The 17,150-nt window shown below is 54.3% G+C and carries 11 protein-coding genes; 7 read left to right on the top strand and 4 right to left on the bottom strand.

Annotated features, from left to right (window positions below; all coding sequences use genetic code 11):
* Nucleotides 1-21: 21 nt before the first annotated feature.
* Nucleotides 22-1,656, top strand: a complete 1,635-nt coding sequence (locus tag RO22_RS20195; protein ID WP_027956891.1) for an NAD+ synthase — start codon at nt 22-24, stop codon at nt 1,654-1,656.
* 27 nt (nt 1,657-1,683) lie between these two features.
* Here the strand turns inward: RO22_RS20195 and RO22_RS20190 are convergent, their stop codons facing one another.
* The 3 genes from RO22_RS20190 to RO22_RS20180 form a co-directional block, all read right to left on the bottom strand.
* Nucleotides 1,684-3,840: a putative bifunctional diguanylate cyclase/phosphodiesterase gene (locus tag RO22_RS20190; protein WP_041159233.1), complete on the bottom strand. Its 2,157-nt coding sequence runs from the start codon at nt 3,838-3,840 to the stop codon at nt 1,684-1,686.
* Nucleotides 3,841-3,929: 89 nt separating this feature from the next.
* A complete protein-coding gene (locus RO22_RS20185; protein WP_022522018.1) occupies nt 3,930-5,639 on the bottom strand; it encodes a methyl-accepting chemotaxis protein in 1,710 nt (569 codons plus the stop codon).
* Between the two features lie 237 nt (nt 5,640-5,876).
* Nucleotides 5,877-6,692, bottom strand: a complete 816-nt coding sequence (locus RO22_RS20180; protein WP_022522020.1) for an outer membrane protein assembly factor BamD — start codon at nt 6,690-6,692, stop codon at nt 5,877-5,879.
* Nucleotides 6,693-6,891: 199 nt separating this feature from the next.
* Here RO22_RS20180 and rluD point away from each other — a divergent pair, with 199 nt between their 5' ends.
* The 3 genes from rluD (at nt 6,892) to clpB (ending at nt 11,352) form a co-directional block, all read left to right on the top strand.
* Nucleotides 6,892-7,851 (top strand): 23S rRNA pseudouridine(1911/1915/1917) synthase RluD, encoded by a 960-nt coding sequence (gene rluD, locus RO22_RS20175; RefSeq protein ID WP_009287556.1) that lies wholly within the window; start codon nt 6,892-6,894, stop codon nt 7,849-7,851.
* Nucleotides 7,848-8,603, top strand: a complete 756-nt coding sequence (gene pgeF, locus RO22_RS20170) for a peptidoglycan editing factor PgeF (RefSeq protein ID WP_041159232.1) — start codon at nt 7,848-7,850, stop codon at nt 8,601-8,603. The genes rluD and pgeF overlap by 4 nt, the downstream gene beginning before the upstream one ends.
* A 166-nt stretch (nt 8,604-8,769) precedes the next feature.
* Nucleotides 8,770-11,352 (top strand): ATP-dependent chaperone ClpB, encoded by a 2,583-nt coding sequence (clpB, locus tag RO22_RS20165; RefSeq protein ID WP_041159231.1) that lies wholly within the window; start codon nt 8,770-8,772, stop codon nt 11,350-11,352.
* A gap of 91 nt (nt 11,353-11,443) precedes the next feature.
* On the opposite strand, the gene RO22_RS20160 is transcribed toward clpB, so the two are convergent.
* The gene (locus RO22_RS20160) at nt 11,444-12,823 is read right to left on the bottom strand and encodes a sugar porter family MFS transporter (RefSeq protein ID WP_022522022.1); all 1,380 of its coding nucleotides are present in this window, start codon (nt 12,821-12,823) and stop codon (nt 11,444-11,446) included.
* 719 nt (nt 12,824-13,542) lie between these two features.
* On the opposite strand from RO22_RS20160, the gene RO22_RS20155 reads away from it, so the two are divergent.
* The 3 genes from RO22_RS20155 (at nt 13,543) to pssA (ending at nt 16,880) form a co-directional block, all read left to right on the top strand.
* Nucleotides 13,543-15,267, top strand: a complete 1,725-nt coding sequence (locus RO22_RS20155; RefSeq protein ID WP_027956886.1) for an acetolactate synthase 3 large subunit — start codon at nt 13,543-13,545, stop codon at nt 15,265-15,267.
* Nucleotides 15,267-15,758 carry an acetolactate synthase small subunit gene (gene ilvN, locus RO22_RS20150; protein WP_009287561.1) on the top strand — a complete coding sequence of 164 codons (492 nt, stop codon included), beginning with the start codon at nt 15,267-15,269 and terminating at the stop codon, nt 15,756-15,758. Before RO22_RS20155 ends, ilvN begins: the two co-directional genes overlap by 1 nt.
* Before the next feature lie 216 nt (nt 15,759-15,974).
* Nucleotides 15,975-16,880, top strand: a complete 906-nt coding sequence (gene pssA, locus RO22_RS20145) for a CDP-diacylglycerol--serine O-phosphatidyltransferase (protein ID WP_035538112.1) — start codon at nt 15,975-15,977, stop codon at nt 16,878-16,880.
* Nucleotides 16,881-17,150: the final 270 nt, after the last annotated feature.

The following is a 17,150-nucleotide window of genomic DNA, read 5'->3' as shown; positions in this document are numbered from 1 at the left end:
TCTCAAGAGATTTTGACGCCCATGCAAGACTTAACGCTGGTAATGGCCCAACTCGATCCTCTGGTCGGGGATATTCCCGGCAATGCCGCACGCGCGATTGAAGCAGTGCGCGAAGCGCGGATTGAGCATGGGGCGGATATTGTTGTCTTTCCAGAGCTTTTTTTGTCAGGCTACCCACCGGAAGACCTGCTGCTGCGCCCCTCAATGGAAACCCGCCTGCGTGAAGCTCGCGCGCTAATGGCATCGAAGGTCGCCAGTGATGTGTTGGTGATCATTGGCTATCCCGGCGTGCGGGAAGGTCGCTGTTACAACTTGGCGGGCCTACTTTACAACGGCCAGTGGGAAGCTGAGTACGCCAAGCAGGCGCTGCCTAACTACCAAGTGTTCGATGAGCAGCGCTATTTCACGCCCGGCACTGAAACGCTGGTGTATGAGCATAAAGGCGCCAAACTGGGCATCGTGATCTGCGAAGACCTATGGGATGGCGTGCCGGTTAAGGCCGCCGCGCAAGCGGGCGCTGAGGTGCTGGTTTCCTTGCACGCCTCTCCTTATCACCAGGACAAGCCCGCGGAACGGTTGCGCCTGTTGGAGAAACACGCCCAGGATACGCAGCTTCCAATTGTGTATGTGAACACCATCGGTGGCCAAGATGAACTGGTCTTTGATGGCGGCTCTTGCTGTGTTAACGCCAGCGGTGAGCTGCAGGTGCTGGCACCGTATTGGCAGGCGGGCCTGATGCCAGTTCAGTTTTTGCAAACCAGCGCGACGGTCTGGGAACCCCAAGCCGGAGAGGTTGACCCCGAGGTAGAACCGGAAGAGAGCCTTTACTGTGCGTTAGTTACCGGGGTGCGCGATTACGTCAACAAGAGCGGTTTTGAGGGCGTGGTGTTGGGGCTTTCCGGCGGTATCGACTCAGCGCTTTCGCTGGCGATTGCGGTTGACGCACTGGGCCCTCAACGGGTGCAGGCGGTGATGATGCCGTACCACTACACCGCGGATATCTCCAAGCAGGATGCTGCAGAACAGGCCAAAATGCTCGGCGTCCACTATGAGATCATGCCGATCGAGCCCATGGTAGAAGCCTTTATGGGCACGCTGGCAGAGAGCTTCGCGGGAACTGAGCGAGATACCACCGAAGAGAACCTACAGTCCCGCTGTCGCGGCGTACTGCTGATGGCGATCTCCAATAAAAAAGGCTTGATGGTACTGACGACTGGTAACAAGAGCGAAATGGCGGTGGGCTACGCCACGCTGTATGGCGATATGGTGGGCGGTTTTAATGCCATCAAAGACGTGTATAAAACCTGGGTGTATCGCTTGGCTCGCTGGCGCAATACGCAATCACCTGCGATCCCCGAGCGGGTCATTGAGCGCCCACCCAGTGCGGAGCTGGCGCCGGATCAGCAGGATAGCGACTCTTTACCCGATTACGACGTGCTCGACGCTATCCTATTAAGCTATATCGAAGGCGACATGAGCGCTGAAGCGATCATCGCTGGTGGCTTTGACGCTGAAGACGTCTATAAAGTGGTGAAGCTGGTTGACCGCTGCGAGTATAAGCGCCGCCAGGCGCCCATTGGTGTCCGGGTGACGCCTCGGGGCTTTGGTCGCGACCGCCGCTATCCGATCGTCAATGGTTGGCAGCCCGGTGAGTAAGCCTTTATGACGGGGACTACCTCCGTATTAGGCGAGCATTGGTGGTGCAGCCAAACTGCGCTGTATCATCTCTGCAGCGGATACCGGCTTGCAAAAATAATATCCTTGGAAGGCATGACACTGGTGTTCGTTTAGGTGGCGCCAGTGTTCTTGGTTTTCGACACCTTCGGCGATAACCTGCAACCCGAGCGAACGCCCCATGGCAATAATGGTTTGTACGATGGCCTTATCGTCCGTGTCTTTATGCAGGTTGCGCACAAACGATTGATCGATTTTGATTTGATCTAAAGGGAGCCGTTTGAGGTACTGCAGCGACGAGTAGCCAGTGCCGAAATCGTCCAAGGAAAAGCTAACTCCCAGCGCTTTGAGCTGGTGCATGCGGGCAATGATGTCATCTATTTCGCCAATCATAGTACTTTCTGTCAGCTCCAGCTTTAGCCGGTGTGCCGGAGCATCGCATTTGGTTAGCACGCCGCAAACGGTGTCCACGAAGTCGGGCTGTTGAAACTGTTTGGCGCTGACGTTGACTGCTAATGTTAGATGCTGCGTGTTTTCGTCATTTGCCCAGATGACTAACTGTTCACAGGCTGTTTCGAGTACCCAGTTGCCAATCGGCATGATTAGACCCGTTTCCTCAGCTAGGGGGATAAAAGTACCCGGCGAGACAAACCCATGACGCGGGTGTTGCCAGCGGATCAATGCTTCTGCGCCAATCGCCCGCCCAAGGCTGTCTACCTGCATTTGATAGACGAGTATAAATTCATCTCGCTCAATAGCCAGCCGCATATCATGCTCTAACTCAATGCGGGCTTCTAAATCGGCTTGTACCTTTGGGTCGTAAAAACGAATGTTATTGGGGCCTGATTTTTGGGCTAAGTGAACGGCAGCGTTGGTATATTGAAACAAGTTGTCGACCGTGTGCTGTGGCCCGTTAAACAATGCAATACCCATGCTCAAACTAAGAAAATGTTCTTGCCCTTCTAGCTGGAAAGGCTGATTGAGTTTGTGCTGTATCTGTTCGGCCAATACCTCGGCTTTTTCGGCCGCTTTTAGGTGTTCTCCAGCCAGGCCGTCTAATATGACCATGAACTCATCGCCGCCAAGGCGGCCAATGGTGGCGCCTTCGACTTGTAGGTCGGTAAGGCGCTGGGCAATAAGCTTGAGGAGGTTATCGCCCACGCGATGGCCGCTGCTATCGTTGATGCGCTTGAAGTTATCCATCCCCAGATACACTAGCGCGCCAAATGTGCTGGCCTGTTGGTTGGTATCCAACGAATGCTGTAGATGCTCTTTCATCAAGCGCCAGTTAGGTAGTTTAGTTAGCGTATCGTAATAGGCGAGCCGGTGAATCTTTTGCTCGGCTTCACGGCGCTGCTGCTCGGAATCCTTGAGCGCGATCAATGCGGTGGCAATCCGCTTCAAGGGGCCGCTATGCTGCTGTCTCATCTGCTCAATAGCGTGGAAGTCCGGCAACGGCTGTCGGCGCTTAGAAAGCGATAAAATAGCGTCTCCCACTACCATCAACCGTTTATTGATGCGCCAGGAAGCAAAAAATGCTGCGCTGATAAGCACACCCATCATGGCAATGCCCAGCCAGATGGTGGTGCTATGAGAGCGTGTAAGTGCATCAAATGAAAGGTCATGACGCTCCTTGGCACGCAGGGTTAAGGCTTCGAATATTTGCTGGGAGAATAGCGTAAAGGTGTTGAAGTGGTTTTGCGCTTCTTTGAGGAAGAGGGCGGGGTCGCCCAGTTCTCGTGCTGCTGACTCATTGGCCATACTGACAAAACGCTGATATTGCCGGAACGCACTTTGAAGGGCGGCGGTACTGTCCTGGCTTAAGTCGATAAGCAGGGGGGAGGTCGCCAGGGTGTCCACGCTTTGGCCGATCTGGTTAAGCTCTTGCGCAATCTGACTGTAGGCCGTATAGCGTTGCGAAGTACTTAGCTTTGTTACTTCAGTGTCGATCAATAAAGCAGTGATACGTTGGTGTAAGTCGCTAAGCTGGCGATCAAAGGTCGCCATTTGAACCAAAGTGTCTAAATCATTGGTCTGTAAAAGGTTGCTTTGCTGCGACTGTTCTTCCAGCACCTTCATGGCGATTGTCAGCATCAGCAGGGCAGGTAGTACCACCATTAAAATAGGTAACAAAAAAACCATTAAAAGGCTTTGGGTGGATTTCATTACAACCTCGGGCAAGGCAATAAAGAACGGCTCCTAACCCTTAGGAGCCATTTCTCTCTACACTATAAACGGCCAAAATCGTTATTAGTTTAGAAGTTTTCCCACTTAGGTTCGCTTGGCTGAGGTTTCGCAGCCGCGAGTGTAGGTTTGTTAGTGCCTGGAATGCGTGCAGGTGCAGGTGCCAATGCAGTGTGCTGCGGCTGTGCATTTTGAAGGGTCTTCGGCAGCTTGAAGACTTCCATGGCATGCAGTAGAGAGTGGGCATTCTGACGTAGGTTATTGGCGGAGGTGGCGCTCTCTTGTACGAGTGCGGCGTTCTGCTGAGTGACTTGATCCATCTCGGTCACCGCCCGGCCCACTTCTTGTACACCGGTACTCTGCTCAGCACTGGCGTAACTAATCTCCTTCATGATACTGGTTACCCGCTCGATAGCCGCGACAATCTCTTCAGTCGATTTACTGGCTTCTTCAGCGCGCTCATTGCCGTGGTTTACCCGCTCAAGGTTGCTGGAAATCAGAGCGTTAATTTCGCGTGCCGCATCGGCACTGCGCTGGGCGAGCCTGCGTACCTCTTCCGCGACTACTGCGAACCCCCGGCCGTGCTCGCCTGCACGGGCGGCTTCGACCGAGGCGTTAAGCGCCAGAATGTTGGTTTGGAAAGCAATTGCATCGATAGTGGAGATGATACCGGCAATTTCCTGTGAGCTTTTGTTGAGATCATTCATGGTAGCAACGACCTGACTAACCGCTTCACCACCTTGCTTGGCTGTACTGGACGCGCTGGTAGCCTGTTGGCTGGCCTGCTCGGAATTATCAGCATTCAGTTTTACCGTGCTGTTGAGTTGCTCCATTGCCGAGGCCGTTTCCGCTAGTGCACTTGCCTGCTGCTCGGTGCGTGAAGAGAGGTCGTTATTGCCTTCAGCAATTTGCTCGCTGTTGCTGGCCACCGCCTCCGCTGAGGCGCGCACCTGGGTCACAATGGTTTGTAGCTGATGCGCCATCGCGACCTGTGACGCCATGATGCTGCGGGTGTCGCCCTTCTTAAGCTGCCCATGACTGGTTAGCTCGCCGCGGCCAATCGCTTCCGCAAACGCTTTGACTTCGTGGGGCTCTGCGCCCAGTTCACGCAGTAGCTGGCGGGATAAAAACACTGCAATCAAGCCGCCAACCAGTAAAGCGAACAGTGTTAGCCCCAGCATCTGCATCTGGAAGCCGGAGGCGGTATCGCGGGCTGTTACCGTGGTGGTGTCGTTCAGTGCTTGCTGAAGCTCGATAAACTGATTAATGCGATTAAGCCACTCGGCGTAAGCAGGCCCCGCTTCTTCGAGTAACAGTGTCTGTGCATCGGCAAATTGATCCTTTTGGCGAAACTCCATGACTTGCTGGGTGAGTGACAGGGTTGTGGCGGCTTGGGCGTCAATGCTGTCTAGAATGTTTCGCTCTTCTTGACCGCTGGGGTACTCGCTAGACACTTGATGTTCGCCTTCGGATGCCGTCACGTAGTCACTGCTTAGGCGCTCCATTTCACTGCGTAAAGCATCTAACCGAGTATCGTCTTGGGTGAGTACCACATCGCGCAGGGCAATGGCTCTATCATGCACGCTGCCGCGCATATCTACTGCAAACCCAAGCTTGGTACCGTTAACATCATTAATGGTCGTTAAGTCGCGATCAATTTGATTGACTTGGTAAATACCTACGGCTGTTAGCAAAACCAACAGCCCGAGTAAGGCAGAAAAACCGAGCGTTAAACGCGTGCTTATTTTGGTGTTGCTGGAACCGGCGTTAAGAAGTGGCATTGATTGCTCCCTTAGGCGCCGTTAAGACGCTTTATCATGTAAGACGAGCTAATTATACCCTGTTGTACAATTTTTGTATAGAAAATAGTGTTATCTGTATAATATTACCATTCTGTTTGTATTTTCCCCTTTAAAGTTATTCGCTTACTGTTCTTTTTGAATAAAAAAAACCACGCCGAGGCGTGGTTTGGTAGGTAAGTGTTGTACAGCTTTTAGCGATTGAAAGCTCGCAATGGTTTAATCATTTTGACCTAAATGCTTGGGAACAAAGCGGCTGCCCTGCAATTGCTCATGATCAGGCGCGTTCTCGCGCAGTACTGCGAGGACTTCATTGGCGCGGTCATCCATGTCTAGGCCTTGATAGCCTTCCACCATGGTGGCTAGGGCATCCCGGGTAGCGTTCGACTCTGGGTAGTTTTCGATTACCCAGCGGCCGCGTTCAACCGCTGCTAGATAAGCGCCGCGGCGCAGGTAGTAATCGGCAACGTGCAGTTCATGGCGGGCCATCAACTCACGTAAGTAGACGATACGTTGCTGGGCATCAGCAGCGTATTCACTCTGCGGATAACGCTGAATCAGCTCGCGGAAGTCATTGTAGGCATCACGGGAAGCGCCCAAATCACGCTTGGAAATATCAATCAGTCGTAGGCGCTCCAGGCTGAAGCGGCCTGCTTGCCAGGCGGAAAGACCACGCAGGTAGTACGCGTAATCCACCTGGGGATGGTCAGGATGAAGGCGAATAAAGCGGCTAGCCGCTGCCCGGGCTTCTTCCCAATCGCTGTTTTCATAGTAGGCATAGATCAGCTCGAGCTGTGCTTGCTCAGCATGGACACCAAACGGGTAGCGGGTATCGAGTGCTTCTAAACGCTCTATCGCAATCGGGTAGCGGTTGCTGTCGAGGGCTGTGCGGGCCAGCTCATAGAGCTCACGCTCCTGAACCCCAGCAAATTCATCGTCCTCTTCTTCACTTGTATCGTTACTCGCACAGCCCGCTAGAAGGGCAAGGCTTAGGGCTAGAGCACCAAAGCGGTTGGCAGCTGAAATAACGCGCATCATCATCCTCGTTGCAAACAAGCCTCGATCACCAAAAAGCGACGATGGCCATAAGTAGAAATGGTAGAATAGGTCGCAGTCCGCCCACTATAAAACACCTCGGCTCAAAACGCAGGCTTAGCGACGTTTCGTCGGGTGTCGTCACAGCTTATTTTTCCATGTCGGGGCTGGGGGTTTTTGCGTCTAAAAGAGGTTTTTCATGTCTCGAACAGTTGAAGACACGCAGCGCGTGCCCGCTACGTTGGCCGGTGCGCGATTAGACCAAGCGGCGGCTGAGTTGTTCAGCGATTACTCCCGCGAACGCTTAAAAGCGTGGATTAACGCTGGTGAGTTGACGGTGGACGGCGCGCAAGCCAAGCCGAAAGCCAAGCTGCATGGCCATGAAGTGTTGGCGCTTCAGGCCACCATCGAAGACGATACGCGCTTTGAAGCCCAGGACATTGCGCTGGATATCGTTTACGAAGACGACACGGTGATGGTCATCAACAAAGCTGCCGGTATGGTGGTGCATCCTGCCGCAGGCAACCCGGATGGCACACTATTGAATGCACTACTGCATCACCAGCCGTCGCTTGCCGAAGTGCCCCGGGCTGGCATTGTTCACCGTTTGGATAAAGATACGACCGGTTTGATGATGGTAGCGAAAACGCTGCCCGCCCAAACGGCTCTGGTTGAACAGTTGCAGGCGCGCAGTGTGTCGCGTCAGTACGATGCTGTGGTGATTGGTAAGCCGGTGTCGGGTAGTACCATTGACGCACCCATTGGTCGTCACCCTAAAGACCGTAAACGCCAGGCCGTGACGGCTTCGGGTAAACCTGCCATTACCCATTTTCGCGTGGTTGAGCGCTTCCGTGCTCACACTCATGTGCGCTGTAAGTTGGAAACGGGACGTACCCACCAAATTCGCGTGCACATGGCCCATGCTCGCTATCCGTTAATTGGTGACCCCATGTATGGTGGTCGTGCCAAATTACCACCGGGGGCTGCTGAGCCGCTGAAAGAGATCCTGCGTGAGTTCCCTCGTCAGGCCCTTCACGCGCGTAAGTTGATTTTCAAACATCCGGTAAGCGGCGAAACATTAACGTTTCAGGCAGACCTCCCTGATGATTTGTTAATGTTGTTGGATTACCTGCGCGAAGATAATGAGACTATGCGATGAGCGATGCCATTAATTTACGGCCAACGCTTTTAGTGCCCGACTGGCCAGCGCCGACCAATGTGCGTGCCTTTGTGACGACCCGTGAATCGGGGCCTAGCCAGGGTGATTTCGCTGCCTTTAACCCCGCCTCCCATGTCGGCGATAATGCTGACCATGTGGCGTTGTGTCGTCGTTTGCTGCAAAAGGAAATTGGCGATGAGCGGCCTCTGTTGTGGCTGAACCAGACCCACGGCGCCCGTGTGCAGCAGTGTTATCAGCCCGAGGCTGCCGACGCGGATGCAGCCCTTGCGACCTCCAATGAGTACGCATGCGTCGTACTGACGGCAGACTGCCTGCCGGTGATGTTCTGCAATCGAGCGGGTACCCAGGTGGCGGTTGCTCATGCCGGTTGGCGCGGTTTGGCGGGCGGTGTGCTGGAAGCAACCATTGCCGCGATGAACACTGACCCAGACGATATTCTGGTGTGGTTAGGGCCTGCTATCTCCAACGCTCAATTTGAGGTTGGCCCTGAGGTTTACGGCGCCTTTGTTGCCGTTCACCCGGATACTGCGGACGCCTTTGACCATAGCCCTTACCGGTTGGGTCATTACATGGCCGACTTATACCGGCTGGCGCGCTTTCGGTTAGAGGCACTGGGCGTCAATCACATAAGCGGCGGCCACTTCTGTACCGCCTGCGAGTCGCGCTTCTACTCCTTCCGTCGTGATGGCGGCAAAACCGGGCGAATGGCAAGCGTGATCTGGATCAATTAATGTGAATTTAAGCTTCCATAAGTCAGCGGTTTACACCGCCACCTCTTGAAAAGCATGGAACTGACGCCATTTAACTTGTCAAGCTAATAGTGATTTAGCACGTCTAATGACACGTTATCGGGTCACGCGGTGCGTCCAAACGCACGGCTACCCCAGGAGGAATTCCATGCGTTTTGATAAATTTACCGCCAAGCTTCAAAGTGCGATTGCTGAAGCGCAGTCGCTGGCCGTTGGCCGCGGTCATAATCAGCTAGACCCAGCGCACTTGCTGCTGGCCCTGCTTGACACCAAAGACACCGGTATTAAAGCCCTGATTGAAAAAGCCGAGGGCAATCCTTCGCGTCTGCGCGATGGGTTGGTGCAGCAGTTGGATAACCTACCCAAGGTGGGGCAGTTCGACGGCGAAGTGCAGCCATCGCGGGACTTCATCAAGCTTTTTAACTTAACCGATCGCGAAGCGCAGAAGCGCGGTGATCAGTTTATCGCCAGTGAACTCGTTCTATTGGCAGCGCTGGAAATGAATTCAGCGATTACCAAGCTGCTTAAAGACGCGGGGATTAACCGCAAATCTCTTGAAGCCGCCATTAACAGCCTGCGTGGCGGTGCTACCGTCGACGATGCCAACGCCGAAGATCAGCGCGAAGCGCTCAATAAATACACCATGGATCTTACCCAGCGCGCGCTGGACGGCAAGCTCGACCCGGTGATCGGCCGCGACGACGAAATTCGCCGTACCATTCAAGTGCTGCAGCGGCGTACCAAGAACAACCCGGTGTTGATCGGTGAGCCGGGGGTGGGTAAAACCGCCATTGTCGAGGGGTTGGCCCAGCGCATCGTTAACGGCGAAGTGCCGGAAGGCTTAAAAGAGAAGCGCGTGCTCTCGCTGGATATGGGCTCGCTATTGGCGGGTGCCAAATTCCGTGGCGAGTTTGAAGAGCGCTTGAAAGCGGTACTTAAGGAGCTTTCCCAGGAAGAAGGCCGGGTGATCCTGTTTATTGACGAGCTGCACACCATGGTCGGCGCAGGCAAAGCCGAAGGTGCGATGGACGCGGGCAATATGCTCAAGCCCGCCTTGGCCCGCGGCGAGCTGCACTGCGTGGGTGCGACCACCCTTGATGAGTACCGCAAGTACATTGAGAAAGACGCCGCCTTGGAGCGCCGCTTCCAGAAAGTGCTGGTTGATGAGCCTTCCGAAGAGGACACCGTGGCGATCCTGCGTGGCTTGAAAGAGCGCTACGAAGTGCACCACGGCGTGGATATTACCGACTCAGCGATCATTGCCGCGGCCAAGCTCTCGACCCGTTATATCACTGATCGCCAGCTGCCTGATAAAGCCATCGATCTAATCGATGAGGCCGCCTCGCGGATTCGTATGGAGCTGGACTCCAAGCCAGAGGCGATGGATCGCCTTGATCGCCGCCTGATCCAGCTCAAAATGGAGCGTGAGGCGCTTAAGAAAGAGACTGACGAGGCCACTAAAAAACGCCTGGAGGCACTCAATACCCAGATTCACGACCTAGAGCGCGAATACGCGGATCTTGATGAAATCTGGAAAGCCGAGAAAGCCAGTATTCAAGGGGCTGCTCAGTTTAAAGCTGAGCTTGAACAGGCACGCATTGACCTTGAACAGGCCCGCCGCCAGGGCGACTTGGGTCGGATGTCGGAAATTCAGTACGGCAAGATTCCAGAGCTGGAGAAGAAAATTGCCGAAAGCGGGGAAGGTGAAGCGGATACCTCAAGCCATCAGCTGCTGCGCTCTAATGTCACCGAAGAGGAGATCGCCGAGGTGGTTTCCCGTTGGACGGGCATTCCGGTCTCCAAAATGCTGGAAGGCGAGCGCGATAAGCTCCTGCGTATGGAAGAGGCGTTGCACCAGCGGGTGATTGGCCAGGATGAGGCCGTCGAGGCAGTGGCCAATGCGGTACGCCGCTCCAGGGCCGGGCTTTCTGACCCTAACCGCCCCAACGGTTCGTTTCTGTTCCTCGGCCCCACCGGGGTGGGTAAAACCGAACTGTGTAAGTCGCTGGCGAACTTTCTGTTCGATACCGAAGAGGCGATGGTGCGTATCGATATGTCGGAGTTTATGGAGAAGCACTCCGTGGCCCGCTTGATCGGTGCGCCTCCTGGCTACGTCGGCTACGAAGAGGGTGGTTACCTAACCGAAGCCGTGCGCCGCAAGCCTTATTCGGTGCTGCTGCTGGATGAGGTGGAGAAAGCCCACCCGGATGTCTTCAATATCCTACTGCAGGTATTGGAAGACGGCCGCTTAACCGATGGCCAGGGCCGCACGGTGGATTTCCGCAACACAGTGATCGTGATGACCTCCAACATGGGCTCGGACATTATCCAGCGGATGGGGGGGGATGATAGCGATTATGAGGTAATGAAAAATATGGTCATGGAGGTGGTGGGCAACCACTTCCGGCCTGAACTCATCAACCGCATCGATGAAGTGGTGGTGTTCCACGCCCTGGGCCAAGAGCAGATTCAGGCCATTGCCGGTATTCAGCTTGAGCGTTTGAAAGTGCGCCTTGCCGAACACGACCTGAAACTTGAGGTCAGCCCAGAGGCCATGGCGCAACTGGCGGTGGTGGGCTTCGACCCCGTGTACGGGGCGCGGCCACTCAAGCGGGCGATTCAGAGCCGTATCGAGAACCCGCTGGCGCAAGACCTGCTGGGTGGCAAATTTGCCCCTGGTGATACCATCCATATCAACGCAGAAGAGGGTAAGTTGGTGTTTAGCTCATAATTGAGCCGTCACTTCGGGTAATTGAGTAGGTAAAAAGCCTCGCGAGCTTTGCTAGCGAGGCTTTTTTTTGGCTTCTCTTAGGGGGAGGTTATCAGACGTTAACTCGGGCGCCTGATAGATGAACCCTGCGTAGTTTGACGTCGTTACCTACCAAGTGTTTTTGCAGCTCTTCAAGAGAAACATTACGTGTTTCCGGCATCAGGATCAGCACGAATACTAATTGCAGCAACATCATGATGGCGAAGAAGGCGAACACCGGGCCACCACTAAAAGTGCCCAGTACCCAAGGCATGACCAGGGTAATCAAAGCTGCGAAGACCCAGTGGATTGAGCTGCCAAAGGATTGACCGCGAGCACGCACATGGTTGGGGAACACCTCTGCAATGAAGACCCAGATCACCGCCCCCTGACTGATAGCATGGGCAGCAATAAACAGGGCCAGTAGCAGCGGCACCTCGATACCGCCCAGGGAATCGGTAAAGAAGGCACGTGAGATCAGAACTAATGACAACAGGTACCCTGCGGAACCGATGAACAGGAGTGTGCGCCGTCCGAACCGGTCGATCAGCGACATCCCGATCATGGTGAAGACCAGATTGACTAAACCAATGCCCGCGGTGGACAGCAGTGCCGCTTGGCTGCCGAGCTGAGCGGCCTCAAGCACGCGTGGCGCGTAGTAGATGATGAAGTTGATGCCCGATAACTGATTGAAGAAGGCGATCAGAAAGGCAAGTAGGATCGGCAGCCGATAGCGGCGAGAGAAGAAGCGTGCATTAGCGGAGCGCTCCTCGTTCTCGGCGGCTCGCATGGTGGCAATTTCCGCATCAACATCCACGTCTGGGTCGATCATCCGCAGCACGCGACTTGCTTCTTTGACGTCATTGCGCTTGAGGATGAGCCAGCGTGGGCTACGCGGAACACGGGTAATCATCAGAGTATAAATCAGAGCCGGAATGGCCTCGATGCCGAGCATCCAGCGCCAGGCGATATCCCCCTCTATCATACTGCCGATGACATAGTTGGAAACGAACGCCATGAGGATACCGAAGACGATATTGAACTGGTACATGGCCACCAGCACACCCCGATGTCGAGGTGGGGCAATCTCGGAAATATAAATCGGGGCGGCGACTGAAGAGACGCCCACACCAATGCCACCGATGAGGCGGAAGAGGGCGAAGACCCAGGGGTCGGTGGCCACAGCGGATCCTATCGCCGATACCAAGTACAGAACACCAATCAACAGCAGAGTCATGCGTCGACCAAGGTGGTCGGTAGGCCAGTTACCGAAGATGGCGCCAAGTACAGTGCCCCATAAAGCCATCGACATGATCAACAGACCATGCTGCAGATCACTGAGGCCCCAGAGTGCTTGAATGGGCTTGTCGGCCCCAGAAATTACTGCCGTATCAAAGCCGAACAGGAAGCCGGCTAGTGCCACGGTAACGGACCATTGCACAATGCGTGACATGAGCTTTTCCTCGCGCTACTTGTTGCTGTAGTAGGTCAGTTGGCTGACCCTTCGTTGTTTGATGAATCGATTCACCTAATAAGTGCTAACCGTCTCCAAATAGGCTGAATTTAGAAAGCCTATGAGAAGCAAGGAAATGCTGGCGATGTTTCCTCGGAGTTGCACTTCCAGGTAATGCTGTGAGTATCAGAAATAAACTTTAGATGAATCGTGTCACCTAAAATATTACACAGCCGCACAGACGATATGCGAATTTCTCGGCTTAGACATTGGTCTCGTGCGTCGAGAATCGTATTTGGATTACCGCAACTCTGAGCCGAAAAGGGGCTCATGGGCGCATTCAGCGAGTAATGGCGGTTGACAGGGTGGGGCTGCTAATGGAATCTTGTCAGTTCCTGATTTGCGGGCGCGGATCCAACGGGCAACCCCTAATTCCCGCGCGAAGGGTAGGCGAGAGCCTCTACCCGCCGAAGGACTTCCGGGCTTGGGCTAACCGCCCAACCTGGCCAACGCCCCGACACGGCGAACTGCCGTGTAAGGGAGCGGGTGATTTATGTCGACATAAGGCACCCTCTCCCGACAAGAGTGCAGGCCCTAACCGGGCCATCTGCCAGGGTTTGGCATCAGGTGCCGGCAAGGGCCGGCAGCGGCATACCGCCGCACTCGACACCGCAGGATGTCCTGCGGATCGCACTCGAGACCTCCAGGGGAGAAATACAGTGGAACTGCTTTCCGGCGCAGATATGATCGCCCGCTTCTTGCAAGATGAGGGCATCGAATACATTTATGGTTACCCCGGCGGTGCAGCGCTGCATATTTACGATGCACTCTTCCGCCAGGACAAAGTGAAGCACATTCTGGTGCGTCACGAACAAGCGGCTACCCACGCCGCCGATGGCTATGCTCGTGCATCAGGCAAGCCCGGCTGCGTACTGGTTACCTCAGGCCCCGGTGCCACCAACGCCGTCACCGGCATCGCCACTGCTTACATGGACTCCATTCCCATGGTAGTGCTGTGTGGTCAGGTGGCAAGTCATCTGATCGGTGAAGACGCCTTCCAGGAAACCGATATCGTCGGCGTGACGCGGCCCATCGTGAAGCACAGCTTCTCGATTCGTCACCCGTCTGAAATCCCGGAAGTGCTCAAAAAGGCGTTTTATTTAGCCGCTACAGGGCGTCCGGGCCCGGTGGTGGTCGATATCCCAAAAGATATGACGGCTCCCACTGAGCGTTATGAGTACATCTATCCGAAAAAGGTCAAGATGCGCTCGTACAACCCCGTCACGCGTGGCCACACAGGGCAGATCAAAAAAGCCGTTGAGATGATACTCAAAGCCAAGCGCCCGGTGTTCTATACCGGTGGCGGCGTGGTCACTGGCAAAGCCAGCGAAGGCTTGACTGATCTGGTCAAGCAGCTGGGCTACCCGATTACCACCACGCTGATGGGCATTGGCGCGTATCCGCAAAGTGACCGGCAGTGTTTGGGTTGGCTGGGCATGCATGGCTCTTATGAGTCGAACATGGCCATGCACCACGCCGATCTGATCATTGCCATTGGGGCGCGCTTTGACGACCGCGTGACCAACAGCACTTCGAAGTTCTGCCCGACAGCTAAAATCATCCACGTTGATGTTGACCCAAGTTCGATCTCTAAAACGGTGCGTGCCGATGTGCCGATCGTGGGCCCGGCCTCCAGCGTTATCAATGAGATGATCAGTTTGGTGCAGGGGCATAAAATTGCCCATCCTGAAGCACTGACTGAGTGGTGGGAAAAGATTGATGGCTGGCGTGCCGACCGTGAAGGCAAGCTTTATGAGCCTTCCAAGGTGGGTGAAGCGCTTAAGCCACAGGAAGTTATTGAAGCGCTTTGTCGGGTAACCCGAGGCGAAGCCTACGTGACTACCGATGTTGGTCAGCACCAGATGTTCGCAGCGCAGTACTACAAGTTTGATAAACCCAACCGACTGATCACCTCAGGTGGTTTGGGCACCATGGGCTTTGGTTTCCCCGCCGCCATGGGTATCAAGCAGAACTACCCGGATGATGACGTAGTGTGCGTCACCGGTGAAGGAAGCTTCCAGATGATGATGCAGGAGCTCTCCACCTGTAAGCAGTACGGGGTGGGCGTTAAGATCGTCAACCTTAACAATGCGTCGTTGGGTATGGTACGTCAGTGGCAGGACTTGAACTATAAGTCACGCCACGCGCACTCCTATATGGAGTCGCTGCCGGACTTCCATATGCTGATTGAGGCGTATGGGTTTACCGCCATTACCGTCAATACGCTTGATGAATTGGAGCCTGCACTGGAGCGTGCGTTTGCTGATAAGCACGAGCTGGTCTTTCTTGACGTGAAGGTCGACCCTTTTGAGCACGTCTATCCGATGCAGGTGCCGTTAGGTGCCATGCGCGACATGCTGCTGTCTAAAACGGAGCGTACCTGATGCGTCATATCATCTCGATTCTGTTAGAAAACGAACCGGGTGCGCTGTCACGTGTAGTCGGGTTGTTCTCCCAGCGTAACTTCAACATCGAAACGCTTAACGTGGCGCCTACTGAAGACCCGTCGCTGTCGCGCTTAACGGTCACCACCATAGGCGATGACCGGGTCATCGAGCAGATCACCAAGCACCTCAATAAGCTGATCGATGTGGTTAAACTGGTGGATCTCACCGAAGGTAACCATATCGAGCGCGAGCTGATGTTGGTTAAAGTGAAAGCGCTAGGCGCGGCCCGCGATGAAGTGAAGCGCACGGTGGATATCTTCCGCGCGCAGATCGTCGACGTAACGCCAAGCCTGTATACCGTGCAGATCACCGGTGATGCGGGCAAGCTTGATGCTTTCCTTCAGGCCATGGCGCCGGTGGGTATTCTTGAGGTCGCCCGTACTGGGGTCTCGGGTATTGCCCGGGGCGATAAGGTGTTGTCGCTTTAAGCACGAAAGTACTTAGCCTTTACAGTCAGCACTTAAATGTAAACATAAGCGTCGCTTCTTTCCCGGAGCGGCGCTTTTTAGTTATTAACCTGTTAGCGCTCGCTGATGCAGACCGCGCAGGGTATCAATGCAGCAATTGGCTGGCTGAGTGGCACTCACCGTGTAGAATGAAAGCGACTACGGTTCCCGTGACTTCTCTTTTAATGGATGAAAACTATGACACAGGACGCTCGCGACCAAGAGCACTCAAACTCTGATCAGTCAAACCCAGGCCAGCCAGACTCGGCTCCGTCTGATAAAGCTGAGCAGCCAGACAGTGCTCATCAGTCAGAAGTGGGCGACAATGAAGATTTGGCGGCTGCCTTCTTGCGTGAAACCGAAGTAGTCGAAGAGGCCGTAGAGGACGGTAAAAAGATTCGCCGTCGAGGCATCTATTTGCTGCCCAACCTATTTACCACTTCGGCGCTTTTTGCCGGTTTTTTTGCAGTAGTGGCAGGCATTAATGGTGAGTTTACCTCGGCTGCCGTTGCGATCTTTATTGCCATGGTACTGGATGGCCTGGATGGCCGCGTCGCCCGTATGACCAATACGCAAAGTGAATTCGGCGCTGAGTACGACAGCTTGGCTGACATGGTCTCCTTTGGTATGGCGCCCGCTTTAGTTGCCTTTACCTGGATTCTTCAGGACATCGGTAAGACGGGGTGGGTAGTGGCCTTTCTCTATGTTGCCTGCGCGGCGCTTCGCCTTGCGCGCTTTAACGTACAAATTGGTAGTGTTGATAAAAAGTGGTTTATCGGTTTGCCGAGCCCTTCTGCAGCCGCGCTAGTGGCGGCCAGTGTATGGACGTTCCATAGCTTTGATGCTGATGCCTTTGGTTTCAAACTATTGATGTTAGTAGTAGTAGCTGCGGCGGGTGTGTTGATGGTGAGTAATATCCGTTACTACAGCTTCAAGGATCTCGATTTTAAAAAGCCGGTACCTTTTGTTGTGCTGCTAGCCATAGTGCTGGCGTTTGTGTTGATCTCGGTCGAGCCTTCAGTGATGCTGTTATTGCTGTTTGGTACCTACGTGGCTTCAGGCCCTGTATTAGCCGTTATGCGTAAGGCTAAAACGAGTAGATAGTACTTTTCTCCACTTTTTTGACAGTTATTTCAAAACAGCCCTTGCCAACCCGTCAGCGAATCCGTAAAGTACGCATCCGCTGCCGGGGACGCCAAGCGTTACCAGCAGTAAATGAAGTGTAAAAGCTTGGGTTTGTCAATGAGTTAGCGGTTTTGGATGTGGTCAGGTTTGCATCGAAAACAACGCCCTTGACAAACACCAGGAAATGCGTAGAATACGCCTTCCTCGCTGAGGCAAGCCAGTTCAACGGCAAGCCGTGTGGCCCAGTTG

It is taken from the genome of Halomonas sp. KHS3 (genome assembly GCF_000830495.1).
Lineage (GTDB): Bacteria > Pseudomonadota > Gammaproteobacteria > Pseudomonadales > Halomonadaceae > Vreelandella > Vreelandella titanicae.
Note: the sequence above shows the minus strand (reverse complement) of the source record. Positions and strands in the feature narration are given on the sequence as shown.